Annotated in this window: 13 protein-coding genes and 1 pseudogene; 8 read left to right on the forward strand and 6 right to left on the reverse strand. The window is 65.0% G+C overall.

What is annotated here, in order from left to right:
- Window positions 1-23 precede the first annotated feature (23 nt).
- Together H074_RS37345 and H074_RS37350 are read left to right on the forward strand one after the other, a co-directional pair.
- Window positions 24-908 carry an ABC transporter permease gene (locus H074_RS37345; protein ID WP_007035292.1) on the forward strand — a complete coding sequence of 295 codons (885 nt, stop codon included), beginning with the start codon at window positions 24-26 and terminating at the stop codon, window positions 906-908.
- A gap of 9 nt (window positions 909-917) precedes the next feature.
- Window positions 918-1724, forward strand: coding sequence for an ABC transporter permease (locus H074_RS37350; protein WP_007035293.1), 807 nt, complete (start codon window positions 918-920; stop codon window positions 1722-1724).
- Window positions 1725-1778: 54 nt separating this feature from the next.
- On the opposite strand, the gene H074_RS37355 is transcribed toward H074_RS37350, so the two are convergent.
- Window positions 1779-4766, reverse strand: a complete 2988-nt coding sequence (locus tag H074_RS37355; RefSeq protein ID WP_007035294.1) for a PQQ-dependent sugar dehydrogenase — start codon at window positions 4764-4766, stop codon at window positions 1779-1781.
- A 440-nt stretch (window positions 4767-5206) separates the two neighbouring features.
- Between H074_RS37355 and H074_RS37360 the strand changes: the two genes are divergently transcribed.
- Both H074_RS37360 and H074_RS42450 read left to right on the forward strand, forming a co-directional pair.
- On the forward strand, window positions 5207-14713 hold the full coding sequence (locus H074_RS37360) for an RHS repeat-associated core domain-containing protein (RefSeq protein WP_083920570.1): 9507 nt from the start codon (window positions 5207-5209) through the stop codon (window positions 14711-14713).
- 530 nt (window positions 14714-15243) lie between these two features.
- Complete coding sequence (locus H074_RS42450) at window positions 15244-15732, forward strand: hypothetical protein (protein WP_161630731.1); 489 nt, start codon at window positions 15244-15246, stop codon at window positions 15730-15732.
- A 58-nt stretch (window positions 15733-15790) separates the two neighbouring features.
- On the opposite strand, the gene H074_RS39850 is transcribed toward H074_RS42450, so the two are convergent.
- Window positions 15791-16147, reverse strand: coding sequence for a helix-turn-helix domain-containing protein (locus H074_RS39850; protein ID WP_152521584.1), 357 nt, complete (start codon window positions 16145-16147; stop codon window positions 15791-15793).
- A gap of 92 nt (window positions 16148-16239) precedes the next feature.
- On the opposite strand from H074_RS39850, the pseudogene H074_RS42455 reads away from it, so the two are divergent.
- Together H074_RS42455 and H074_RS37365 are read left to right on the forward strand one after the other, a co-directional pair.
- Window positions 16240-16950 (forward strand): annotated as a pseudogene (locus H074_RS42455) (polymorphic toxin-type HINT domain-containing protein); the annotation flags it as partial.
- Window positions 16951-16955: 5 nt separating this feature from the next.
- Window positions 16956-17423, forward strand: a complete 468-nt coding sequence (locus H074_RS37365) for an SUKH-3 domain-containing protein (protein WP_039924484.1) — start codon at window positions 16956-16958, stop codon at window positions 17421-17423.
- A 520-nt stretch (window positions 17424-17943) separates the two neighbouring features.
- Here the strand turns inward: H074_RS37365 and pip are convergent.
- The 3 genes from pip to panB form a co-directional block, all read right to left on the reverse strand.
- The gene (gene pip / locus H074_RS37370) at window positions 17944-18924 is read right to left on the reverse strand and encodes a prolyl aminopeptidase (protein ID WP_007035298.1); all 981 of its coding nucleotides are present in this window, start codon (window positions 18922-18924) and stop codon (window positions 17944-17946) included.
- Window positions 18925-19013: 89 nt separating this feature from the next.
- A complete protein-coding gene (locus H074_RS37375) occupies window positions 19014-19988 on the reverse strand; it encodes a right-handed parallel beta-helix repeat-containing protein (protein ID WP_007035299.1) in 975 nt (324 codons plus the stop codon).
- Window positions 19989-20360: 372 nt separating this feature from the next.
- Window positions 20361-21236: a 3-methyl-2-oxobutanoate hydroxymethyltransferase gene (panB, locus tag H074_RS37380; protein ID WP_007035300.1), complete on the reverse strand. Its 876-nt coding sequence runs from the start codon at window positions 21234-21236 to the stop codon at window positions 20361-20363.
- Window positions 21237-21481: 245 nt separating this feature from the next.
- On the opposite strand from panB, the gene lysX reads away from it, so the two are divergent.
- Window positions 21482-24799, forward strand: coding sequence for a bifunctional lysylphosphatidylglycerol synthetase/lysine--tRNA ligase LysX (gene lysX, locus H074_RS37385; RefSeq protein ID WP_039924485.1), 3318 nt, complete (start codon window positions 21482-21484; stop codon window positions 24797-24799).
- A 143-nt stretch (window positions 24800-24942) separates the two neighbouring features.
- Window positions 24943-25530: a DinB family protein gene (locus H074_RS37390; RefSeq protein WP_039924495.1), complete on the forward strand. Its 588-nt coding sequence runs from the start codon at window positions 24943-24945 to the stop codon at window positions 25528-25530.
- Here H074_RS37390 and H074_RS37395 read toward each other — a convergent pair.
- Window positions 25527-26063 carry a methylated-DNA--[protein]-cysteine S-methyltransferase gene (locus H074_RS37395; protein WP_007035303.1) on the reverse strand — a complete coding sequence of 179 codons (537 nt, stop codon included), beginning with the start codon at window positions 26061-26063 and terminating at the stop codon, window positions 25527-25529. The genes H074_RS37390 and H074_RS37395 overlap by 4 nt on opposite strands.
- Window positions 26064-26133: the final 70 nt, after the last annotated feature.

The following is a 26133-nucleotide window of genomic DNA, read 5'->3' on the forward strand; positions in this document are numbered from 1 at the left end:
TCGCCTGACTGAGTGGAAAAACGATGACGACCACCCTCGATTCACCGAGGCGGAAAGCCTCCGCCTTCCTGTTCCGCAAACCCAAGCTGCGCCTGGGCATCCTGCTGTCCGCGCCGATGCTGTGGCTCGGCCTCGCCTACCTCGGCGCGCTGGCCGCGTTGTTCGTGACCGCGTTTTGGAGCACCGACGTCTTCACCGGCCAGGTCGTGACCGAGTGGTCGCTGAACAACTTCGTCACCCTGTTCAGTGATGCGGTGTACCGCACGATCACCCTCCGGACGGTCGGGATCGCCGTGCTGGTCACGGTGGTCACCGCGATCATCACCTTCCCGATGGCGTTCTACATGGCCAAATTCGCCTCGCCTAGGGCACGGCGGCTCCTGGTGATCGCCGTGATGACGCCGCTGTGGGCGAGCTACCTGGTGAAGGCCTACGCGTGGCGGACCATGTTGTCCGGCAACGGTGTCCTGCACTGGCTGCTCGACCCGTTCGGCCTCGACGCCCCCGGCTACGGCGTGCTCGCGACCGTGATCACCCTGTCGTATCTGTGGCTGCCGTACATGATCCTGCCGATCTACGCGGGCTTGGAACGGCTGCCGAACTCCCTGGTGGACGCCTCGGGCGACCTCGGCGCCCGGCCGTTCAGGACATTTCGCTCGGTGGTGCTGCCGGTGACCTTCCCGGCCGTCGTCGCCGGCTCGATCTTCACGTTCTCGTTGTCGCTGGGCGACTACATCGCGGTGAAGATCGTCGGCGGCACGTCGCAGATGCTCGGCAACGTCGTCTACGACAACATCGGCGCGGCCAACAACCTGCCGTTCGCGGCGACCGTCGCGACCGTGCCCGTGGTGATCATGCTCGCCTACCTCGCCGCCGTGCGCCGCACGGGCGCGCTGGACAACCTGTAGGAGCGCGCGATGCGGCTTTCCCGTACGACCAAATACCTTCTGCTCGCGGCGCTCGTGCTCGGCCTCGCGGTCATCTACTTCCCGCTGCTGGTGGTACTGCTCAATTCCTTCAACGCGGACACCACCTTCGGCTGGCCGCCGTCCAGCTTCACCCTCGAATGGTGGAGCCGGGCCGCCGAGAACGAAGGCGCGCTGAACGCGCTGGGCACGAGTGTCCAAGCAGGACTCGCGGCGACCGCGGTCGCCTTGGTACTCGGCACGATGGCGGCCTTCGCGCTGCAGAAGTACCGCTTCTTCGGCCGCAACCAGGTGTCGCTGCTGATCATCCTGCCGATCGCGCTGCCCGGCATCGTCACCGGTATCGCGCTGAACAACGCCTTCCGCACGATCCTCGGCATCGACCTAGGCCTGTTCACCGCGATCGTCGCGCACGCGACGTTCTGCATCGTGGTGGTGTTCAACAACGTCGTCGCGCGCCTGCGGCGCATGGGCGGAAACCTGGAAGAGGCGTCGATGGACCTCGGCGCGGACGGGCTCACGACGTTCCGGCTGGTGACCTTCCCGATGCTGCGTTCGGCCCTGCTGGCCGGCGGCCTGCTCGCCTTCGCGCTGTCGTTCGACGAAATCATCGTCACGACGTTCACCCTCGGGACCGGACTGGAGACCCTGCCGATCTGGATCCTGAACAACCTCTTCCGGCCGAACCAGGCACCGATCGTCAACGTCGTGGCGGCGGTGCTGATCCTGGCTTCGACGGTGCCGGTCTACCTGGCGCAACGACTTTCGGGCGACACGACTTCGGGCGGACGGCTGTAGACAGCGAAACGCCGGTGCGACCTTTGCGGGCCGCACCGGCGTTCTCGAGTTCACTCAGTACCGACGGTCTTCGATCGCTCCCGTCGATCCGTTGTAGGTGATGTAGCCGTACTGGAAGTCACTGCGCTTACCGGTCGGGATGTTGTACTCACCGCTGGTTGGGAAGCCGAGATACGACGTTTCCCAGCCGAGATCCCGCCAGCGCAGCCGGATCATCCCCTTGACCTCCCAGGCGACGTTCGTCCCCGCACGCCAGTAGATCGAGTGATCGAAGCCGCCCTGGCGGAAGTGGTTGTACTTCCCGGTGCTCCCGGGCGTCCACGTCTCGTCGGTAATGGGATAGCCGACTCCGTTCTCCCAGCCGATCGCCTTGTAGCGATCACGGATCGATCCGTGGATCTCGAAGGCGTCCGTCGACGGCGACCAATAGATCGAGCCGTTCCCACTGAAGTGGGTATACCGGCCGACTCCGTCCGGCGTAGCCACCTCATCGGTGGTCGGATAACCGAAGTACACTTCCCAACCCAGCGAACGCCACTTCTGCCAGATCCGGCCCATGACGTAGTGCGCGCCGGTCGCCGCGGTCCAGTAGATCGAGGCGTTGTTGTTGTTGAAGTGGTTGACGCGGCCGATCCCGTCCGGCGTCGTCAACTGGTCGGTGGTCGGGAAACCGAGCGGCCCTGCCTCACCGTTGGTCGCGATCCACTTCGCCCGGATGTCGCCGTAGATCGCCATGGCCCCGATACTCGAGGTCCAGTAGATCGAGGCGTCACCGGTAAGCGGACCACCCACGAAGTCGTTGTAGCGGCCATTGTTCGCTCTGGCCACGAGCTCGTCGGTCTTCGGAGACCCCAGGAAGGCATGGGCGCCGAGCGTGACGTACTTGGTCAGGATCTCTCCGGCGACCGCTCTGGTGCCGTACTGCTCCGTCCAATACAGACGGCCCGAGGTGTACAGCTGCCAGTGCCCGTCGCCTTCGATGAGCTCCAACCCCACCGGGGTGCCTACGAGCGTCCGGATAGGAGCCTCGTCCGCGTAGCGCTTCTGGATAGGGGTCTGGTACTCCGCACGGAGGGTGAGCCCCGCGACGGGCATCTGGACCTGACGGACCGGCTCGGTGCTCTGGTTGTCCGGCCACTTGACGAAGTTAGCCGCGTCCAGGGATTTGGGAGGAGCGGAGATCTGGACGGAGGAGTTCACGGTCACCAGCCGGTCGGCGCTTTCGTTCACCCCGATCTTGACCCGCGCCGGACGGCTGCCGACCACGGACAACCGAGCCGTCCGGGGGTTGACGGTGTACCGCTGACTCGTGATGACGCCGCGGCTGTTCTCCGCCGTCGCGGTGACCACGACACGGGTGTCGGTTTCGTTCGGGAAGGCGAACGGGAAGGTGGGGCCCGTGCCAGTACGCAGCGTGGTGTATTCGCAGGCGTTGCTCTGGGGACAACGCATCCGCTCGGCCCGCCACTTCACGGTCAGCGGTCCATCGGTGGGGTCCTCGGCCGAAGCACCCACGGAGACTGTTTCGCCGCCGGAAAAGACGGTGTTCGGGTCAGGAGCCGCGAGCGAGAGCGTAGGGGTGGCTTCACCGGGAACGAAGGTCTGGCTGGTGTTCGTCACCGCACCGTGCGCGTCGCTCACCGTGAGACTGACCGTCACCACGTCGCCGGTCGAGTACGTGTGTTCCACGGCCTGCCCGTTACCGGTGGTGCCGTCCCCGAAGGTCCATTGGTAGTCGAGGGAGTCCAGGTCCGGGTCACTCGACCCGCCCGCGTCGAGTGAGATCTTCTTCATGGCCGGCGTCACGGTTCCGGTGAACGCCGCGACGGGAGCCTTGTTCGCCTGCTTGTAGCTCAACCTTCGCAGTTTGGAAGATGCGGAGTCGGCCAGCACGATGTCGCCGTTCGGTGCCGTCAGGACGGAGACCGGATCGCCGATGTCGGAGGCGATCGCGTTGATCGCCTGGGTGGCCTTGCCCCCGGCGTCGAACGCGAAAGTCGAAAGCGTGTGACCGCTCTTGTTGGCTACGAAATGAAGTCCCCGATAAACCTCAGGATACGAAGTCCCGGTGTAGGGAACTCCGCCGACGAGGGTATCCGTCGCTCCCTGGGTCGCCTCACTGAGCGGTGCGGAGTTCGCGACGTTCGCGCATTCCGGGAGGTCGCGATAGCCAGGCGCACGCGTGGTCCCTTCCCAGCACGGCCATTTCAAGTTCTGGCCGGGGAAGGCGAGATTCGCTTCGCTGCGGGCCGCCCAGCCGATGTCGGTGACGACGACACCGCCTCGCGGATCCACCGCGATCCGAGGGTCGCGCAGTCCGCTCGTGTAGTTGCGGCTACGCCAGGACGTCGGAGCCCCCGGGTCGTAGAACGGGTTGTCCACCCGCCCTTTGCCGTCCGTGCCGACGCGAAGTACCTTGCCCGTTGGTTGAGCCGGGTCCAGTGCTCGCAGGGCGAACTTGTCCACGTTGTCCTTGGTCGCACCGGCCGGAGCTTGAACGGTCGCGTTGTCCCCGACAGCGACCCAGAGGACATCGCCGCCGGGATCCACGACAACGTCCTGGATCCCCTTGCTGTCGGCGTTGACCGGGAACTCCAGGACGGGGGTCTCGTCCGTGAGTCCCGTCGGTGCGCCCACGCCGTCCGCCCGCCATTTGCTGAGGCGGAACACCTGGGTGGACGTACTGGTCGCGAGTGCCCGAGTGGTATAGACCGTTCGGCTGGTGATGAAGTCCGGTGCCACCGCGATGCCCGTGAGGCCGAGCGAACCTGTGGTATGCACCGGAAGTGAGGCGATCTGTACCGGCTGGCCGCCTCGCGGTACCAGCTGTACCGACCCCAGGCGGCCGGTGGTCAGCACGCTTCCGTCCGGGAGATAGGCGGCGTCGGTGAGATCTCCGGCCTGCTGGCCGGTGGGTGTGTCGATCAGGGCGAACCCCGTGGGGAGCGCCGGTGCGGCCTGTGCCGGGGGTGCCGTGGTGACCACGGTGCCGAGCAGCACCGTGGCGGCCGCGGAGACGACCAGGGATCTTCGAGTCCGCATTGGACCTTCCTTCTCCGAATACGGAGAGTGCCATGTGCGGAAAGTGCTCACGAACGCACAAAAAATCGCGTCGGCGCGACAGAGTTGCCCATTCTGTAACGCGACGCGACCTTCCGCCCCCAGCGCCCTCGTTTCTGGCTATGAGCACGCCGGACGCTAGCGGCTGGTCAGAGCGCCGTCATTCGGCCGAAAGTGTGATTCGAGCGGCGCTGGCGAAGATTTGTGATTTAGCTCATCTTCGGCTAACAAGCTATTCGGCTCATCGAACGCATGGTCGATGGTTGTTCGGTCATCCACGCGTGTTCATTCGGCCACGGCCATTTGGCCCAAAATCGGTAAAAGGCCTTGCCGGACCTCTCGTCACCCAGCAATATCAACTCGCCGACCTGCTCTGAAGGAGCCGAGGGCTGTCCTGGGTGGGCATCCCAAGGGGGGAAATCATGAAGCGGATCCGTCGTGGACCTGTCCTGCGCGCAAGACTCCGGGTGACGCTCGCGTTGCTGCTGATCGTCGCACTCGTGGCGACGCTGGGGCCGGCGGCTTCACAGCGGTTTCCGTCGTCGGACGAGGCGGGTGCGTCGGCTGTGGCGGACGCCCCGAAGCAGGAGTCGGGATCCGCCGAAGGCGTCGCGGACCGGCCGACCCCCGACAACGCCGCTACGCCCTCGATCAATCGGGCGACAGCCACTTCGCTTCAGTCGAAGTACCCGCCGATCACCTTTCCCGAACCCGCCTCCGACAAGCGCAGTAGCGCCAAAGTCGTACCGCCGCCTGCCGCCCCGGTGCGTGGTTTCGACGCGCAGGCCAGCAAGGAACTGCCGCGGCAGCGCACCACGCACAGCAGCGTCTACGACAACCCCGACGGTACGCAGACCACCGTCTACGGCCAGGATCCGCTGAACTTCCCGCTGCCTGAGGGCGGGTTCGGCCCCGTCGACACCCGCGCCGTCCCTGACCAGGCAGGCGGCTGGCGCAAGGCGGGCGACGAGCTCCAGGTCCACATGGGACAGACGAACGGCACGATGCGGGTGAGCGACGGCGCCGGGCACGAGGCCGCCTTCAACCTGCTGGGTGCGCGGGCGACGGCCGGACGCGCGGAAGGCAACGCGGTCGGGTACCCCGATGTTCTGCCGAACGCCGACATGCGGGTCGAGTTCACCGCGGGCGCGGCCAAGGAGTGGTTCGTCCTCAAGAACCCCGACGCTCCCCATGCCTGGGAGTTCGCGCTGGATCTGAAGGGACTCGAGGCGAGGATCGCCGATGGCCAAGTGGTCTTCGTCGACCGGGCGGGTGCGGTCGTCCTGCGCGTCCCGGCGGGTTACATGCTCGACTCCAGTCGTCAGGAAAGCGGTGAGCCCGCGACCTCCTATGGCGTCACCTACCGGCTCGGAAGCCGTGATGGCAAGCAGATCCTCCGGGTGGAACTCGACTCCGCGTGGCTGCGGGACCCGGCCAGGGTCTACCCCGTGCGGGTCGATCCCACCGTGGTCAAGGAGTCGGTCAGCACCGGCAACCTCGTGGTGGAGAACGGCACTCGGTACACCAACGCCAACGAGTTGCGCATCGGCCGCAGCGGCGGCAAGACCGCTTCGAGCTACCTGCGCTTCGGCGGCATCGGCGGAGATCTGAAGGACAACCGGATCTTCGGTGCCCAGCTGCAGCTGACCAACTTCTGGTCCGGCTCCTGTACTCCCCGTCCGATGAGCGTGCACCCGGTCACCGCGGACTGGGGTTCATCCGGAACACCCCCGATCGGCGGTGCGCTGGGTGGCGGGGTCTTCTCACACGGGTACATGGCCCCCTTGGCGACCAGGTCGAACTGCCCGACCGCCCACGAACTGATCGACCTGGGCGTCGGCGGCCGGGAGCTCGTCCAGCAGTGGGCGGGCGGTGCTCCGAACCATGGTCTCGCCCTTCAGGCGCCGACGGACCCGGCGGCGTGGAAGCGCTTCACCGGCTTCGGCACGGCCAACCCCCCGCGTCTCTACGTGACGCACTCGCCCTACAACGCCGACTACCGCATCGACCGCGCCACACCGGAACCGCCGGTCACCCGCGCGGCCTCGGGCAAGGTCAAGATCACCGTGACGAACCGTGGGGCGCAGGCCTGGTCGCGCAACGACTTCGCGCTGGGTTACCGCGTCTACGACCGGAGTGGTAACCCGCTCGGCTCTCAGCTCGCGGCTGAGCTTCCCGGTGACGTGGCGCGCGGCGCTTCCGTCACACTCGACGCGGAGATCAAGCCGATCGGGGTGGGCAGCTATCTCCTCGACTTCAGCATGTTCCGCAAGCCCGGCGACTACTTCACCGATCACCAGGTCGCGCCCGCTCGTATCGGCCTCGACGTGTACGACGTGCCGCCGTTCATCAAGCAGCAGTACCCGCTCAATGGCGCCTCCGTCCAGACGCTGACCCCGCAGTTGTGGGCGAGCGGTATCGACGTCGACCCGCCAGCGGGCAGCACCCTGAAGTACCGGTTCGAGGTTTGCGAAAAGGGCGCGGACGACAACCCGGTCAACTGCTTCAGCTCGGCGCATCAGACGAGTCCGACCTGGACGGTCCCGGACAAGAAGTTGTTCTGGAACAAGATCTACCTCTGGCGCTCGTTCGCGTTCGACGGCAACAGCGAGAGCGAAGCGCTGCCGTTCAGTGCCATCTTGAGCGCCGTCCCGCAGCCGGCGATCACCTCGCATATGGCCATGACCCCGCACAGCGGAACCGACCGTGACTTCGACCCGATGGTCGGCAACTACCACTCCAGTGCGATCGATGTCCAGATGCCGACGGCCGGCCCCGGCCTGAGTGTCGTCCGGACCTACAACACCTTGGATCCCCGCCGCGACCACTGGTTCGGCACGGGATGGGCGACGAAGTACGACATGCGCGTGGTCCGGGACTACGTGGGGAACGCCCTGGTCACCTATCCCGACGGCCAGCAGTTGCGGTTCGGGCTGAACCCGGACGGCACCTACGCGCCGCCGCAGGGCCGGTACGCCGGCTTCAAATCCGAGCCGGACGGCGGCTGGTCGCTGACCGACATGTCGGCGACCACGTATCGCTTCGACTCCGCGGGCAAGCTGACCGGTTACACCGACGGCGTCGGGCGTGGCGTCAGGATCTATTGGGAGGGCGACGCCCTTACTCGTGCCCTCGATCTGGCCAGCGGGCGGCAACTGGTCTTCCGGATCCAGGATCGCAAGGTCGCCGAGGTGTTCGCGACCGAGGTCAACGGCCAGATCCGGAACTGGAAGTACTCCTACGAGGGCAACCGGTTGCGACAGGTCGAAGACCCCCTGGCGAACATCACCCGGTACGACTACGCCGATCAGTCCAGGTTCCGCACGGTCGTCAATGACACGGCGCCGGACGGGTACTGGCGATTGGGCGATCAGAGCGGCGAGACCGCCGTCAGCCAGGTGGCGCTCAACCGGGGCAAGGACAACGGAAAGTACAAGAACGTCGTGCTCGGGACGGCGGGAGCGGTGCCGGGTTCGGCCGACACCGCGGCGACCTTCAACGGGTCGACCTCGGTGCTGCAACTCCCGGACGGGGCGGTCAAGAAGAGCAGGGATCTCTCGGTCGGGCTGTGGTTCAAGACCAGTGGTGCCGGTGTTCTGCTGGGCTACCAGCAGAACGAGATCTCGGGTTCCCTGCAGAACGCCTACACCCCGGCGTTGTACGTCGGGACGAACGGAAAGCTCTACGGGCAGTTCGCGGACGGTACGACCGCGCCGATGAGCACTTCCGGTGTGGTCAACGACAACAAGTGGCATCACGTGGTGCTTTCCGGATCGCTGGCGACACAATGGCTCTATCTCGACGGTGTCCAGATCGCGACCAAGCAGGGCGTGATCGATCACGGCAACCAGACCAAGACGTACGTGGGCGCCGGCTTCGTCTCCGGTAACTGGCCTGCCAAGCCCGGCAACGACCACGGGTACTTCGCCGGAGCGATCGACGAGGTGGCCGTCTACACCAAACCTCTGGGGGACAACGCGGTCCGCGAGCAGTTCCAGGCTGCTCAGCCGTCCGAAGGGCTCAGCAAGATCACCCTGCCCAGCGGCAAGATCGCCGCCGAGTTGGAATACGACACGGTCAGCGAGCGGGTGAAGAGCTACACCGATCGCAACGGCGGCAACTGGCGGCTCGGCGTGCCGGTGATCACCGGTGAAGAGAACAATCTGATCCGCACCGTTCAGTTCACCGATCCGGGGAACCGCAACCACACCTTCGACTACGACCCGGTTCGGGGCCGGATTCTGCGGACGGTCACCCCGCTGGGGCTCGGCGTCCGCCCGGAAGACCAGGCCGGGCAGCCCTCCGGGGAAGTCGGCTACGGGATCCGAACCTACGACTACGACGACGAAGGCAACCAGAACACCATCGTCTCCGAGAACCTCAATGAGGTCACGCTCGGATTCGACCAGCGGGGCAACATCATCAGCAAGCGGACCTGCCAGATGCCCGGCCGCTGCCAGACCGAATATTTCGGCTACCACTTCAGCCCGGACAACCCGCTCGATCCGCGTAACGACAAGGTCGTCTGGAGCCGGGACGGAAGGTCCACGAACGCCGAGGACAACCGGTACCTGACCACGTATCTCTACAACGCCAAGGGCGACCTCATCAGCCAGAAGATGCCCGATGGCGGCGAGGTCGTGCACAGCTACACCACGGGCACCGAGCAGCCGCTCGACAACGTGGGTGTCCCGGTGCCGGCCGACCTGTTGCTGTCGACGGTGAGCGCGACGGGTGAGAGCACGAACTTCCGGTACTACAGCACCGGCGATCTCGGCGAGATCCAGCAAGCGTCCGGAATGCGGACACGATTCGTCTACGACGCCGCCGGACGGCGGACCTCGTCCACGATCTACGTGGACGCGTACCCCGATGGCATCACGACCACCTATGAATACGACGCGCTTTCGCGAGTGAAGGCCGAGACAGGGCCCGAGACCACGAACGCCGTGACCGGCGTCAAACATCGTGCCCGGACGGTCACGTCCTACGACAAGGACGGGAACATCGAGCGCGAGGAGGTTTCGGACCTCGTCGGTGGCGACCCGCCCCGCGTCACCACTCGTGAATACGACGATCATGGCCGTCTCGTGCACCTCGTCAACCCGGAGGGCAAGGGAACGAGGTACGGCTTCGACGTCTTCGGCAACCGAATGTTCGAAATCGACGCGAGCGGTGTGAAGAAGTCCTACGCCTATACGGCTCGCAACGAAGTCGCCGAGGTACGCCTGCACGGCTGGCACGGCGGCGTGGTCGATCCGGCCGACGGGGACGGCCGCCCCGGCGACGGGGAAGGGGACACCGATCCGGCGAACTCGAAGCCGACAGTGCTCGAGTCCTTCCGGTACGACGAGTCCGGACGGCAGATCCTGCACGTCGACGCGATGGGCCGTACGACGAGGAACAACTACTATGCCAACGATCTGGTCGCTCAGGTCGTTGCGGAGGGCTATAAGGATCCGGTCACCGGATACGTTCGCGACCTCGTGCTGGAGAACAACAGCTACGACGGCGCCGGGAACCTGACCAAGCAGACCACGGCCGGAAACCGGACCACGACCTACGACTACGACACGGTCAACAGGCTCACACAGTCGATCGAAGACCCCGGCGGACTCGATCGCAGCACGAGGTTCACCTACGACCGCAGCGGCAATGTGATCCGCACCGAGAAGTCCGGTAATCCCTCGAACACCGGTGGCGGACAGGTGAACACCGCTGAGATCACCGAATTCGAGTACAACGCCTCCGGCCAGCGAATCAAGCAGACCGTCCACAATGGTCAGGAACGGCTGATCACCACCTGGGACTACGACGAACGCGGGATGCCGGTGTCCGTCACCGATCCTCGTGGGAACCAGTCGTCGTCCCAGTACGCGACGACGATGGCGTACGACCAGCTGGCCAGGCCCATCCGGGCCACCGGTCCGCGAGTCCGCACGGAGTCGAACGGCGGCGCGCCGGTGGACGCGCAAGCGACCATGGTCACCGGTTACGACACCTTCGGTTCGGTCACGCACACGAAGGACCCGCTCGGTCGCGTCACCACGGCCGAGTACGACAAACTCGGGCAGCTGGTGAAGGCGAGCCTGCCGTCGTACACGCCGCCCGGCGCCACGGCGCCGATCACGCCGACCAAGGAGATCCGGTACGACGCCGTGGGGCGCGTGATCAAGCAGATCGACGCCCGGCAGCACGCGACCGAACTGCGGTACGACCAGCTGGGAAGGCTGCTGGAGCGGCACGACCCGCAGGACGGTGGCACGGCAGCCGGTGTCTGGAAGTACTCGTACACGATGACCGGCCTGCCCCTGTCCGTGACTTCGCCGACAGGTGCCCGGGTCGAAGCGACCTATGACGAACTGGGCCGAAAGGCCACGTCGACCGCGGTGGAGCGGTTCCCGACGCCTGCCGCGTACACCACGAAGTACCGGCACGACGACGCGGGCAACGTGGTGGCGGTCGAGAATCCGGCCGGCGAGAAGAGCCTGAACACCTACGACAAGCTGAACCAGCTGATCACCGCGGTCGACCCGGCCGGAGTCACCACCAAGCGGGGCTATGACCGGCAGGGCAGGCTGGTCCGGGCGAGCGACGGCGCGGGCGCCACGAAACGGCTCAACTACGACCTGGCCGGACGCGTGATCTCCGAGTTCGACGTCGACGGCCAGTGGACCGGCTCGCAGCCGGTGTTGCGGGAGCGCAAGTTCACCTACGACCCCGCCGGCAACATGCGGACGTCGGAGGACTGGGAGAAGCGGGTCACCACGTTCAGCTACGACGCGGCGAACCGGCTGTCCAGCCAGGTCGAGCCCGTCGCGGACGGGAAGACGATCACGACGTCGTTCGGCTACGACGCGGCCGGAAACCGCACCAGGTTCACCGACGGCCGATCGAACAAGACCGTCTTCACCTACAACAGCCTGAACCTGCCGGAGTCGGTGGTCGAGCCGTCCACCGCCGCACACCCCGCGGCGGCGGATCGGACCTGGACGCAGTCCTACGACGCCACGGGCAACGCGACCCGGCTGACCGCGCCCGGAAACGTGAACCGCGACCGGACGTTCGACGCGCTGAACCGGATGCTCACGGAGACCGGCTCGGGCGCCGAGACGCAGACCACCGGCAAGACACGGACCTACGACGCCGACGGTCGTGTGCGGGTGGCGGGAAGCAACGCATACACCTACAACGACCGTGGTGGTCTGCTGACCGCGACCGGTACTTCCGGCGCGTCGTCCTTCGAGTATGACAACGCCGGGCGTGTCATCACCCGCAAGGACGCCGCCGGCACCACCGGTTACGGCTACCTCAAGGGCCGTCTGGACTCCGTGACCGACGGCGCGACCGGTGGCAAGCTGACCTACGGCTACAACGAAGCGGGCAAGGTCAAGACGGTCGACTACGGAGCCGGTCGTGTCCGGACTTACGACTACGACAACCTCGCACGGCCGAAGTCCGACGTCCTGAAGGAAGCGAACGGCACGGTCCTCTCGTCGATCGCCTACACCTACGACCCAAACGACCGGGTCAAGACGAAGACGACCGCGGGATTGGCCGGCTCCGGTCAGAACAGCTACTCGTACGACTTCCAAGGGCGCATGCTCTCCTGGACGGACCCGTCGGGTAAGTCGACCGAGTACGGCTGGGACGACTCGGGCAACCGGGTCAAGGCGGGTGACAAGAACGCGACCTACGACGAGCGGAACCGTGTTCTCGCCGATGGCGACTACACGTACGCGTACTCGCCGCGTGGTTCACTGAGTTCACGCACGTCGTCCGGCATGGAGGAGAAGTACTCCTTCGACGCCTTCGACAGGCTGGTCAAGTTCGGTACGACCGAATACACGTATGACGACTTCGACCGGCTCGCGACCCGAGGCGGACAGAAGTTCTCCTACGCGGGGATGGAACGAGACACAGTCAGCGACGGTGTCTCGCGCTTCGGCCGCGGTCCGGATGGCTCTTTGGTGTCGCTCTCGCAGGGAGCCGATTCCCGGCTCACGCTTTCCGACCGGCACGGCGACGTCGTCGGCGCGCTGGCGCCCGCGTCGGGTGGCGTCGTCGACTCGACGGCGTACGACCCGTACGGCAAGCGGATCGCGTCGACCGGTGCGTCGCGGACCGTCGGCTTCCAGGGTGACTGGACGGATCCCGACAACGGGAACGTCAACATGGGGGCGCGGTGGTATCAGCCGGGGTCCGGCACCTTCGCCTCGCGCGACAGCATCGAGCTCCCGTTCTCGCCGTCGATCAGCGCGAACCGCTACTCCTACGTCTTGGGTTCGCCGCTGAACTACTTCGACCCGGATGGTCACGGTTGGTTCAGTGACCTGTGGGACAAGGCGGGCACCATCGTGCACACCGCCCTGGACGTGGCGGGCATGATCCCCGGCATCGGCGAGATCGCCGATCTCGCGAACGCCGCGATCTACGCGGCCGAGGGTGACTGGGAAAACGCCGCCTGGTCGGCGGCGGGCGCGATCCCGTTCGGCGGCAACGCCGCGACCGCGGCGAAGTGGGCTCGAAAGGCGGGCGACTTCATCGGCAATGGCCGACGGGCGGGCCGCCACGCCGACGACGCGATCGGTCTCGGCCGTCGCTATGGCGATGATGTCGCCGGCGCTGCACGGCGGGGTGTCGACGATGCCGCGTCGGCTGCCGCTCGGAAGGCCTCCGCGGTAGCGGCTGCCCGTAAGGCGGCTGCTGCGGCTGCCGCGGCCGCGGCTCGGCGTGCTGCGGCGATTCTGGCGAAGAAGAAGGCTGCTGCGGCTGCTGCGCGGGGTGCCGCGGAGCGGACGGCGAAGCGTAATCCGATTCCGACGTTGAAGGCGGCGTTGAAGCCGGTGTTCAAGGGGACGGATCTGGTGTCGTCGTCGCCGTTGATGCCGGCTCGGGTGGTGCAGGCGTTCAAGGCGGATGTGCAGGATTCGGGTCGGGTTTTCGATTTCTTCAAGAAGCAGGTGGTGGGGGACGGGAACGTCGTCCAGAACGTCGCAGAGACCGTGACGGCGGTGTCGGAGGTTGCTCAGTCGGGTGCTTCTCCTGATGATCTTCTGTCTGCTCTGGGTGGTTTGGCCGGGCGGAACAAGAGTCGGGGTAAGCATCACGACGAGTCGTCGATCGGTCCGGCTACGAGCTGTGTGAACAGTTTTGATCCGAACACGCTGGTGGTGATGGGTGACGGGTCTCGTAAGCCGATCAAGGATGTGAGGGTCGGGGACAAGGTTCTGGCGAAGGATCCGACGACGGGGCGTTCCACGGTTCGGGTGGTGACCGATACCCGGTCGCATGCGAGCAAGCGGACGTTGGTGGAGGTCGGTGTCGCGAGTGAGGCCGGTCGTGGGTCTGTGGTGGCGACGGATGAGCATCCGTTTTGGGTGGAGTCGGAGAAGCGGTGGTCTCACGCTGTTGATCTGAAGGCTGGTCATCGGTTGGAGACCGGGGATCATCGGGATGCGACGGTCACGGGGACGCGGTCGTGGTCGGAGGTACGGCGGGTCTACAACCTGACCGTCGACACGGACCACACGTACTTCGTTGTGGCAGGCCAGACACCTGTCCTCACGCATAACTGTGGTGACTCTACCTATCTTTACCGGACGTCGCCGATCGAAAGAGGGCGATCTGAGCTGGACCATGGCTTGGATGAGGCGCACTTCCCTCGTAACGCAGACCGTGGAGATGACGGCGCTGCACACTTTGGTAACGAGAAAGCCGCGACCGACTGGGCTCGTGGCTCTGAGGATACTCACGGCGTTGGGTTCAAGATCAAAGTTCCAACCGCGTGGCTTCAGGAAAATATTAACAAGGGCATGATTGATGAGTGGGGCGGCTTCACCGAGGAGCATGTAGAATATGTGGTCTACAAGGAGCTCTTTGAAGAGCTGAACGCGCACCCGAGGTTTCCGTGGAATGGTAGAAGATGAGCGAACTATTTCCTCGCCTGGAGCGATGGCAGATCGTTACGGGTGTGGTTGTCGAACAGAGGCCATATGGATTGAGGGTCCGGGTTCCCTCAGGAGAGATTGGAGTCGTGGATCGAATTCTGATCAGCGACTTGCCTGTGAAGCAGTCTGAGTGGCCTGTTGCAGGTGCAGAGCTGCAGGTTGTATCAGGCGGCTACACCTCTTCGGGAGGGCAATTGAGGCTTAGTTCGAGAGAGTCTGACTTGGATCTCGCGAAGGTGCGCCGCAATCAATCCGCCTGATGCCGGATGGTGCTACTGTGCGGAATTGGAGGCAACCCGCTCTATCGGTCAAATGTGTTCGACTCATCGAGGTACTATCAAAACTGTTTGTCAGTGCTTCGCCTAGAGTTCAATGGCGACGGATGAGCATCCGTTCTGGGTGGAGTCGGAGAAGCGGTGGTCGAACGCTGTTGATTTGAGGGCTGGCACCGGTTGGAGACCGGTGATCATCGGGATGCGACGGTTACGGGGACGCGGTCGTGGTCGGAGGTGCGGCGGGTCTACAACCTGACCGTCGATGGCGACCACACGTACTTCGTTGTCGCAGGCCAGACGCCGGTCCTCACCCATAATTGCGGCCCAAGCGCCGGTCACACCGAGATGTATGTCGCGGGGCGTCCTGGTACGGACACCACCCCGCAGGACCCCCTCCCCGTGAGCGCAGTGGTGACCAGGGGAGGAGATCTCCAGGGCGGTAATTACCATTACGTAGTGGCGCCGGGTGGTTCGGTGAGAGCGTTTCACGAGAGCGTCTTCGATAGTGGCGTATGGGCGGGGCATACGAGCCTCTCTGGCGGTAAGCCTGTGGCCATGGCTGGCACATTTGACGTATCAAATGGATCCATTACCGAATTTGGTAACTTCTCTGGCCACTATAAGCCGAATGGATCCGGTATGGAATTAGTGGCGCGAGACGCCCTGGGCAAAAATGGCTTCAACGTGAGTAGGGCAAGGTGGGAGCCCTTCAATTTTGGATGAGTTCCCGTTCGTCCAGTCCTACTCGATCCGAGAGGGCGAGCGGGACTGGACGAGTGACTTAGTTGCGCTCTTCCGACTTCAGGTTTCGAGCAACGTCAATCAATCGCCGAAGTTGTTCGGCTGAAAGCGAGCTTGCAATAGAAACTAGCTCGCCGATTTCAGTTGAATTTCGGTAGGACTTGGTGGCGCTTGAGGATTGCCTTGTTGTAAGACCGGCAATTATAAGCAAGTCAGCTTCGGGAATGTTCAGTACTGGTGCGATATCTTTCACTGTTTCCGGTGATGGCGGAACGGCTCCATTAAGTAATTGAAGAATGGTTGATTCGGCTCGCGCTGAGGCTCGACTGACAGCCCGGGGTGACAATTCACGATTGTCCATCAGGCCCTGCAGGATATCGGCAAACCGTTGAGTCATCCTTGTATCTTACTGAGAATGTCACTTGCGTGGTGTGTTTGTGGCTTCGAGGGTGAGGAAGGTCGGAGCCCTCTTGGGATCCGACGACGGGGCGTTCTGCGGTTCGGGTGGTGACGGATGCGCGGTCGCATGCGAGCAAGCGGACGTTGGTGGAGGTCGGTGTCGCGAGTGGGGCTGGTCGTGGGTCTGTGGTGGCGACGGATGAGCATCCGTTCCGGGTGGAGTCGGAGAAGCGGTGGTCGAACGCTGTTGATCTGAGGGCCGGTCATCGGTTGGAGACTGGTGATCGTCGGGATGCGACGGTTGCGGGGACGCGGTCGTGGTCGGAGGTGCGGCGGGTCTACAACCTGACCGTCGATGGCGACCACACGTACTATGTGCTGGCAGGGGCCAATCCGGTCCTGGTTCACAACTGCGGAAGTGAGGCTAGAGCAGCAGCGCAATCGGCGCCCGCGGACGCCACAATGAGCGCAGCAGCTCGGTTCCGGGCTACGGATATGGTTTCCACAGGTCACTCTGGTCATTCGTCCCGCCCCGCCTATTTCGAGCCCGAGATTGATTCCGTTCTTGCGGATGGTGGGCAGATCGCTGGCCGCGGAGCCGATAACTGTGCCGAGATCCGGGCCTGCAATGCTCTAATCGCCGAACATGGAGCCGATTTTGAGGATCAAGTCGGGCGCTCGCTGCGGTTGAGTGACATCGAGTTCTTGACCGTTCGCAGTGCCACGGGTGCCCCAGAAGCAGCGTGCTTATCCTGTCAGAGTGTTCTTGTTCGGCGTGGAGCGACAGACCTATCGAGGTGAAAAGGATGCGCGAGTCGGAGCTGGAGAAATTCCTCAGGTCGTGTGGCTGGGAGGGGGCTGGGTTTCGCCGTGAGACGGATGCCATCGTGGCGGGTCTGGAGCGTGTCGGTTTCGCCTGTCATGAGGAGGCAAGGAAGTTCTTGGGTGAATATCTTGGCCTAAGGATCGACCATCTCCCAGCCCTCGTTATCGCGGGGGAGAGGATCTCAAGTTGGACGAATTTTGATCCGTCCGCGGTCTGCACCACCCGTGATGCAGACGTGGCTCGCCGATGCACAGAGGTGGCTGACACCCCCCTATTCCCGATTGGCGTGGACAGCTTCCATCTGACCGTGTACTCGGGAAGCGACGGAAGGTTCTACGCAGGGTTCGATTCATCGGTCTATCGATATGGGGAAGATCGCAATGCAATGTTCTCGATGATGAGGGCTGGGATTCGACCAATTTCATTGGGTGAGTGGACGCTTCAGTGAGAAGGATGCGCGGCAGCCTTGATGAACTTGGGTTCTTCAGAAAACGACACCCTCTCGGCTGAGGCTTCAGAACCCTGAAAACCGCACACGAGCCCTCATCGACAGCGATGTCGATGAGGGCTCTGCGGTGTTTGACGGCAACGTCAGCGGACGACGGCTGTGGCGGGTAGGTCGTCAGGATCGTCGCCCTGGTCGCCGAGGGTGTCCTCATGGCGCCGATGGCTTGGCGTTGCAGGCGGAGTCGGACGTGGGCGTAGACGTCGGCGGTGACGCCGATGTGGGCGTGGCTCAACAGTTCCTTGATCACAACGAGATCGACACCCTGTTCCAGGGCGGCGCGGTTGAGATCATTTAATACACCATGCATGAACTGCTTTGGAGTTCGGTTTTAGATTTCGCCAGGACAAGACTCGAAAGTGAATCAAGCATAACTAAGCGAGCGCTGTTGAGAAACGCTATTGATGCCTTCGGGGAAAATTTGGATGATCGTGATCTATTCAGGTGTTACGGACGATGAAAATCAGGTTATTATGCCTCTGTATGGCATACGTCGGAAAGAGTCCGTCGCGTCCCGCAGCGCCGCCAGCATCCCCGGATCCGTCACCGCGTGCCCGGCTGCCTCCACCAGCTCCAGCTTCGAGTCCGGCCAAGCCCTGTGCAGTTCATAAGCCGTCGTCGGCGGGCACACTGCGTCGTACCGCCCCTGCACGATCACGCCAGGGATCCCGGCAAGCTTCCCGGCCTCCCGGATCAACTGCCCTTCCTCCAGCCACGCCCCATGACAGAAGTAGTGCAGCGCCAGCCGGGCGAACGTGACCGCGAATTCCGGAGACGCGTACTGGTTGTGGAAGGCGGGATCCGGACGCAGGCAGACGATCGCGCCTTCCCAGGTGCTCCAAGCGATGGCCGCACGTTCCCGGATCGCCCGATCGGGGTGATAGACGAGCTCGCGGTAGGCCGACAGGGGGTCGTCGCGGCGGTCTTCGGGGATCGGTGCGAGGAAGGCTTCCCACTCGTGGGGAAAGAGGTTCGCGGCGCCGCCGTTGTAGATCCAGTCGAGTTCACCGCGGCGGACGGTGAAGACGCCGCGCAGGATGATCTCGCTGACGCGGCTCGGGTGGGTTTCGGCGTAGGCGAGCGCGAGGGTCGCGCCCCATGAGCCGCCGAAGAGCTGCCACTGTTCGAGATTCAGCCGTTCGCGCAGCTTTTCCATGTCCGAGACGAGGTGCCAGAGGGTGTTGGCCGGCAGGTCGACGTCCGGCGTGCCGATGTGCGGAGTGCTGCGGCCGGCGCCGCGTTGGTCGAACAGGATGATCCGGTAAGCCTCGGGGTCGAAATGCCGACGGGCCATGGGGGAGATGCCGCTACCAGGGCCTCCGTGCAGGACGACCACGGGTTTGCCGTCCGGGTTCCCGGCTTCCTGGCAGTAGATCCAGTGCCCGTCGCCGACGTCGAGCATGCCCTCGGCGCGCACATGGATCGGCGGGTACAGGTCGTCCATAAGAACACTCTGCCCGAATCGGCGAGTGTCCGAAGGGTGGGGGCCCGCCCCCGCCGCCGGGCTGAGCGGGCCCCCGGTCTTCGGTCGCGTCAGCAGCCCGCCGTGGCGGCCACGTTCGCGAATCCCTTCCCGGCACCGGTCACTTTGTTGCTCGCGCAGACCTTGTTGCCCGTCGCGGCCTTCACGAGATAGAAGCCGTACGCGTAGCTGGACTGCACGTCCGCGGTGTTGCTGGAGAAGGTGTTGCCGCGGCCCCAACCGTCGAGCTGGACATGGACCTCGAAGCCGCCGTAGGTCGCGTCGTGCACGAAGACCTTGCTGCCCCGGTTGTCCGCGACCACGTAGTCGTTGCCCTTCATGTCCACCCAGCTGTCGGCGAAGTGCTCGCCGCTCTGCCCGGTCCCGTCGAAGACGTTGCCGCGCAGTTCGCCTCCGGTGGTGCCTTCCTTGATGTCGATCGACTCGGCTCGCACGTTCGGGCCGATCTTGTTGTTCAGCGCCTTGTTGCGGTCGCTCCGGTCGGGCGTGCCGCCGGGCCAGTTGCCGTTCGCGGAACCGAAGTAGATGCCTTCGCCGTAGCCCGCGTACTCGCGGCCGGTGTCGGTCACCTCTGAGTTCTTCACGATGTTGTCGGTGCTCGTGTACTGGAAATGGATACCTTCGTGACCGACACCGGTGACCTTGATGCCGTCGACGACGGTGTTCTTGACGCCCGTCGCCATCAGGCCCTTCTGGCCACCGGTGAGGGTGAAGCCGGTCAGGTTCCAGTAGCTGCCGGTCAGTTCGAGTGTTCGGCCGGCCGAGGCCTTGATGACCGCGCTTCGCGGACCTTTCAGCGTGATACGGCTGCTGGAGGTGCCGCTCTTCGCCGCCTTGAAGTTGCCCGCAAAGGTCGTGTCGGCGGCGAGTTCGATGACGGTGCCCGGAGTGACCGAAGCGAGCGCCGCCGTCAGCTGCTCCGAAGTCTCTACGCGGACCGTCGCGGCCTGAGCCGGGTACGCCGCCAGCGTCGACAGCAGGGCTGCACCGGTCGTGATGGCCAGAAACCGCTCACGAACACGCATCCGTGGTCCTCCTCGTCGAGGGATCGAAAGCTCGGTCGTGGCGGCGACGGGCTAGACGTTAAGCCTCTTTACGAACGTGAGTCAAGGACATGATTGAAGTTCATATATGTGAACAACTAAAGGATGGTCGCCCCGCAAGGACCACCTGTAAAGCGAGCAAGGGACCTTTGCTACCGCGGGTGGGGTGTGTGGAATCAGGGACGTTGAGTGTCCCTGATTCCACACACCCCGCACTCCGCGTAGTGGTGCTGACCGACCGTGTCGGTATCCCACGCAGTCGCAGCGAGGGGAGCAAGGGACCTTTGCTACCGCGCTCCTCGACGGGAGTGGTAGCAAAGGTCCCTTGCTATCCTTTTGCAGTTCAGAGGCGGGTCAGTCGTGGAACGAGTGCTCCGAAGCCGGGAATTCGCCTCGCCGGACGTCCTCCGCGAACGCTGACGCGGCCCCGGCCAGCACCCCGGCGAGGTCGGCGTACTTCTTCACGAAGCGAGGCGTCTTGCCGCGTCGAAGCCCGGCCATGTCCTGCCAGACGAGCACCTGCGCGTCGCAGTCCGGCCCGGCGCCGATGCCGACGGTCGGAATCTTCAGTTCGTGCGTGATCCGCTTCGCCGCTTCGGCGGGCACCATCTCCATGACGACCGCGAAGGCGCCGGCTTCCTCCAGGGCGAGCGCGTCGGCGAGCAGCGCTTCGGCCGCTTCGCCGCGTCCCTGGACGCGGTAGCCGCCCAGATTGTGTTCACTCTGCGGCGTGAATCCGATATGTCCCATCACGGGAACACCGGCCGACGTCAGTGCCTCGACGTGCGGAGCGAATTTCCGGCCGCCTTCGAGTTTCACCGCGTGCGCGCGGCCTTCCTTCATGAACCGCACCGACGTCTCCAGCGCCTGCTGCGGTGAGAGCTGATACGAGCCGAACGGCAGATCGGCCACGACCAGCGCCCGCTTCACCGATCGGGTCACCGCCCGGACCAACGGAAGCAACTCGTCCACGGTCACCGGAAGCGATGTGTCGTAGCCGAAGACATTGTTCGCGGCGGAATCGCCGACGAGCAACACGGGGATGCCCACTTCGTCGAACAGTGCGGCGGTGTACATGTCGTAGGCGGTGAGCATCGGCCAGGCTTCGCCGCGCTCCTTCATGTCGCGAAGGTGATGTACGCGGACCTTCTTCCCAGATGTGGCCTGGGGCGCCGCGCCGGTCCCGTACGGAGCGGTGAGCTCGTCGGAATCCTTTTCGGTGGCAGACATCCTTGTCGACCGTCCTTCCCTCGAGGCCTTCGAAGAGGTCCCCGGGTCGTGGAGCTGAACAGGACAAAGCGTGACATGTGGAGATACCGCTCCCAAGGCCCTGCGACCAGCTTCACACCGCGGCGTCACACCTGTGGATGAGGAAAATCAGACCAGAGGATGATGATCGTTGACAACCACACGGCGTTGTGTGACGTCAAGTAAGTGCAGCTGTCGATCGCCTGTGTGTACCGCGAAGGACCAGAATGGGAAACCCAGTGAGCCGAGTCTCGCCGTGGAAGGCGAGGGCGGGCGGAATCGTCGCCACCCTCGTGCAGCTCGCGGCCGTGTTCTCGGTGATCCTCCTGCTCGCCGGCGGCGTGAAGGGGCCGGTGCTCAGGACGGGTGACATCGCCTTCTCGGCACTGAGCATCCCGACGAACGCGAGCCTCGTGATCGTTCTGCTGCTCGTCGTCCTCGGCGCCGCGCTCCGCCGCCGCAAACGCGCCGCCCTTTACACGCTGCTGCTGTTCCAGGTCGGCGGCCTGGCGGTGACGCTGGCCTATCAGTCCGCTCTGTTGTGGTGGCCCGAACTGCTGAAACTGGGGCCGTGGCAGGTCCGGCACATTCCGCATCAGGTGTGGGTGCTGGCCATCGCCGACCTGATCTCGATCGGCATGATCGCGTTCCTCTGGATCCTGCGTCCCGCGTTCCCCGCCCGGCTCGCGCCCGGCGCCTGGCGCGACGGCTTCACGGTGCTGTTGGGCGGCCTGGCCGCGGTCATTCTCGTCGGCTGGGGTTTGAGCGAAGCCTTCCCTGGTCGTCTCGCCGACACCTGGGCGCGGTTCGCCTGGGTCGTCAACCACACGACCGGGGAGAACATCCAGCTGCGCCGGGTCGGCATCGGCGAAGGACCTGCCTGGCTCGACCTCGTGCTCGACCTCAGCGCGACAGCCGTCGCGACGGCCGCGTTGTACACGCTCTTCCGCGGTGTGCGCAGCCGTCGCTTGAGGACGGACGAGGAAGAACTGCGCGTACGTCGCCTTCTGGCCGAATACGGCGAAGACGACTCACTGGGTTATTTCGCCACCAGGCGCGAGAAGAGTGTCGTCTTCTCGCCCAACGGCCGCGCCGCCGTGGCTTACCGCGTGCTCGCGGGCACGAGTGTCGCGAGCGCGGACCCCATCGGTGATCCCGACGCTTGGGCCGACGCGGTCCGCGCCTGGCTGAACGAAGCGCGCACCTACGGCTGGACCCCCGGCGTGCTCGGCGCGAGCGAACGCGGTGCGAAGGTCTATGCCGACGCGGGCCTGCGCGCGCTGGAAATCGGGGACGAAGCGGTCCTCGACGTCCGTGACTTCAGCCTCGCCGGTCCGGAACGCCGCTCGGTCCGGCAAGCGGTCAAACGGATCGAACGCGCCGGATACACCACGAAAGTCCGGCGGCACAGCGAAATCCCAGCCGACGAAATGGCAGGGCTGTTGCTGCACGCGCAGCAGTGGCGCGGCGCGGAGACCGAACGCGGGTTCTCGATGGCGCTCGGCAGGCTCGGTGATCCGAGCGACGGCCGCAGCGTGATGGTGGAGGCGTACGACGCCAAGGGTGAGCTTCGCGGCATGCTGTCGTTCGTGCCGTGGGGCCGTCGCGGCCTGTCCCTCGACCTGATGCGGCGTGACCGCGACGCCGAAAACGGGCTCAACGAATACATGGTCGCCGAGGTCGTGGCCGCGAGTTCGCACCTTGGCGCGCAACGGATTTCACTGAATTTCGCGATGTTCCGCGCGGTGTTCTCCGAGGGGGAGCGGATCGGGGCGGGCCCGGTGCTGCGCGCCTGGCGCGGCGTGCTCAGCATGGCGTCGCGTTTCTTCCAGCTGGAATCGCTCTATCGGTCCAACGCCAAGTACGGCCCCGACTGGGAACCGCGTTTCCTGTGCTATTCCTCGGCTCGACGGCTGCCGCGGGTCGGCATCGTCGCCGGCGCGCTCGAAGGATTCGTACCGACAGGACGGTCGGCACGGGCACTGAAACTGGAGACGGTCACCGAAGAATTCGTCGCCGAGGTCCACCGCATCGAAGCGAACGCGGCCACTCCCGCGCCGAAACAGGTGCGGCGCCCCGACCAGGTCCGCGTGCGGATGGCGAAGCTGGATCGCTTGCGGGAAGCCGGGATCGACCCCTATCCGGTCGGTTTCGCGCGGAAGGATCTGCTTGGGGACGTCGTCTCGAAGTTCGGCGATCTGAGCCCGGACACCCACACCGGCCATCGGGTCAGCGTCGCCGGCCGGGTGCTCGCGATGCGCAATCTCGGCGGACTCTGCTTCGCACGGGTCAAGGATTTCAGCGGTGAGATCCAGCTGATGCTCGACGCCTCCGTGCTCGACCTCGGCGGCTGGCGGCGGGGCGTCGACCTCGGCGACCACGTCGGCGTGAGCGGGCAGGTCGTGACGTCGCGGCGCGGTGAGCTCTCCGTGCTCGTCGATGAATGGACCGTCACGGCGAAGAGTCTGCATCCATTGCCGGACAAGCGAAAGGGCCTCACCGACCCGGAGACGCGGGTGCGGCAGCGTTACCTCGACCTCGCGGTGAACCCGGATTCGACGGCGATGCTGCGGATGCGCTCGACCGTGGTGCGCGCCGTGCGGGAAAGGTTGCACCAGGGCGACTACCTCGAAGTCGAGACGCCGATGCTGCAGACCGTGCACGGCGGCGCCAACGCGCGCCCGTTCATCACCCACATCAACGCCTACGACATGCGCATGTACCTGCGGATCGCGCCGGAGCTGTACCTGAAGCGGCTGTGCGTGGCCGGTGTCGAGCGGGTTTTCGAGCTGAACCGGAACTTCCGCAACGAAGGTGTCGACGCGACGCACAACCCCGAATTCACCATGCTGGAGGCGTATCAGGCGTACGCCGACTACAACACGATGCGGACGCTGACGCGCGAGCTCGTGCAATGCGCCGCGGAGGCCGCGTACGGCGCGCAGGTCGTTCGCCGTCCAGGGCCGAACGGGAAGGTCGTCGAGTACGACATCTCCGGTGACTGGCCGGTGATCCCGGTCCACGAAGCAGTCTCGGTGGCGCTCGGGGAGAAGGTCGACGCGAGTACCTCGGTCGCCGAACTCCAGCGGCTGTGCCGCGCGGCGGGAGTGCCGGTGAACGAGGAGGCCGGGCACGGCGATCTCGTGCTGAAGGCGCACGAGCACCTGGTCGAAGGCGCGACCGTGATGCCGACGTTCTACACCGACTACCCGACCGACGTCTCGCCGCTGACCCGGCAACATCGCGTGGACCCGCGGCTGGCCGAGCGCTGGGACCTGATCGCTTTCGGCTCCGAGGTCGGCACGGCCTATACCGAGCTGACCGACCCGCTCGAACAGCGGCGGCGGCTGGAAGCCCAGTCTCTGCGCGCGGCGAGCGGGGACGTCGAGGCGATGGAACTGGACGAGGACTTCCTGCTCGCGCTCGAACACGGCATGCCGCCGACCGGTGGGCTCGGCATCGGCGTCGACCGGCTGCTGATGATGCTGACCGGGGCGTCGATCCGGCAGACGGTGCTGTTCCCGTTCGTCCGGCCTCAGGGGTAGTGGGGGAGCAAGGGACCTTTGCTCTCACTTCTCTCAATGTCGAGACGAACGAGAGCAAAGGTCCCTTGCTCTCTTCCAGGCCGAATCGCCCCGGAAAGCCGGTGCCGGATGCCATGATCCTCTTCCCGACGGAAGGAGCCACCATGGCTGGAAACGTGTCCCCGGTCGCCGACGAGCGCGAAGGTCTCCTCGCCTACCTGGAGCAGCAGCGCCATGTCCTGCGGATCGCTGCGCACGGCCTCACCGAAGAACAGGCCAGAGCCGTCCCCACCAGAAGCTCACTGAGTGTCGGTGGCCTGATCAAGCACACCGCGAGCACGGAAGACGGCTGGATCGACATCCTTCTCCAGAAGCCCTCGAAGCCGATGGACGAGGCGATGAAGGAGTACGAAGCCGGTTACGTGATGACGCCGGAAGAGACGGTCGAAAGCGTCCTCGCGCGCTACGACGAGGTCGCCCGCCGCACCTCGGACGTCATCGCCGGTATCGCCGACCTCGGCCAGCCGGTCCCGGTGCCGAAGGGTGTGCCCTGGTACCCGCAGGACGTCGACGCGTGGTCGGTCCGCTGGGTGCTGCTCCATCTCATCGAGGAGACCGCGCGGCACGCCGGGCACGCCGACATCATCCGCGAGCACATCGACGGCGCGACGGCGATCCCGCTGATGGCCGCCGCGGAAGGCTGGCCGGAGACGCCGTGGCTCAAGCCCTGGTCACCGGCCCAAAACGACTAGAACAACGTCGGTTCGTCCGCCAAAGCGCCTTCGATGACCAGCATCCGGCGCTTGGTGGCGACCCCTCCGCGCGCGGAGAAGCCACCATCCTTGCCGCCCGCGGCGAGTACGCGGTGGCACGGCACGATGATCGGGAACGGGTTCCGGCCCATCGCCTGCCCCACGGCCTGCGCGCCGCCGGGCATGCCGAGGATGTTCGCGATGTCGCCGTAGGTCAGCGTCTTGCCCGCTGGGATCGAGCGGATGAACTCGTACACCCGGTGGTGGAAGTCCGGTACTCCTTCGTAGTCGAGGCCGACATCGGTGAGATCCGTGCGCTTGCCGTCCATCAACGAGACGATCCCGTCGATCGCGCGCTGAATCTCGCCCGGCGGTGTGGATTCGGCTGCTTCGGGAAGGCGCGCGGTCAGTCGCGCCCTCGTCCTCTCTTCACTGCCCTCGGGTAGCTGGACCGCGATGACCCCGCGTTCGCTCCACGCGATGCCGCAGTCGCCGATCGCGGTGCCGAACACGGAGTAGCCCGGTGCCGTCATGGGTCCAGGGTACGAGCGCGGTCCGACAGTTTCGGGTTCAAGACCATGCCGCGCTGCCGCCGGAGCCGTC

The sequence above is a fragment of the Amycolatopsis decaplanina DSM 44594 genome, from assembly GCF_000342005.1.
Taxonomy (GTDB): domain Bacteria; phylum Actinomycetota; class Actinomycetes; order Mycobacteriales; family Pseudonocardiaceae; genus Amycolatopsis; species Amycolatopsis decaplanina.

Excerpts from the sequence above, each read along its gene's own strand:
- H074_RS37345 (WP_007035292.1), top strand. The coding sequence starts at position 24 with ATGACGACCACCCTCGATTCACCGAGGCGGAAAGCCTCCGCCTTCCTG.
- H074_RS37350 (WP_007035293.1), top strand. The coding sequence starts at position 918 with ATGCGGCTTTCCCGTACGACCAAATACCTTCTGCTCGCGGCGCTCGTG.
- H074_RS37355 (WP_007035294.1), bottom strand. The coding sequence starts at position 4,766 with ATGCGGACTCGAAGATCCCTGGTCGTCTCCGCGGCCGCCACGGTGCTG.
- H074_RS37360 (WP_083920570.1), top strand. The coding sequence starts at position 5,207 with ATGAAGCGGATCCGTCGTGGACCTGTCCTGCGCGCAAGACTCCGGGTG.
- H074_RS39850 (WP_152521584.1), bottom strand. The coding sequence starts at position 16,147 with ATGACTCAACGGTTTGCCGATATCCTGCAGGGCCTGATGGACAATCGT.
- H074_RS37365 (WP_039924484.1), top strand. The coding sequence starts at position 16,956 with ATGCGCGAGTCGGAGCTGGAGAAATTCCTCAGGTCGTGTGGCTGGGAG.
- pip (WP_007035298.1), bottom strand. The coding sequence starts at position 18,924 with ATGGACGACCTGTACCCGCCGATCCATGTGCGCGCCGAGGGCATGCTC.
- H074_RS37375 (WP_007035299.1), bottom strand. The coding sequence starts at position 19,988 with ATGCGTGTTCGTGAGCGGTTTCTGGCCATCACGACCGGTGCAGCCCTG.
- panB (WP_007035300.1), bottom strand. The coding sequence starts at position 21,236 with ATGTCTGCCACCGAAAAGGATTCCGACGAGCTCACCGCTCCGTACGGG.
- lysX (WP_039924485.1), top strand. The coding sequence starts at position 21,482 with ATGGGAAACCCAGTGAGCCGAGTCTCGCCGTGGAAGGCGAGGGCGGGC.
- H074_RS37390 (WP_039924495.1), top strand. The coding sequence starts at position 24,943 with ATGGCTGGAAACGTGTCCCCGGTCGCCGACGAGCGCGAAGGTCTCCTC.
- H074_RS37395 (WP_007035303.1), bottom strand. The coding sequence starts at position 26,063 with ATGACGGCACCGGGCTACTCCGTGTTCGGCACCGCGATCGGCGACTGC.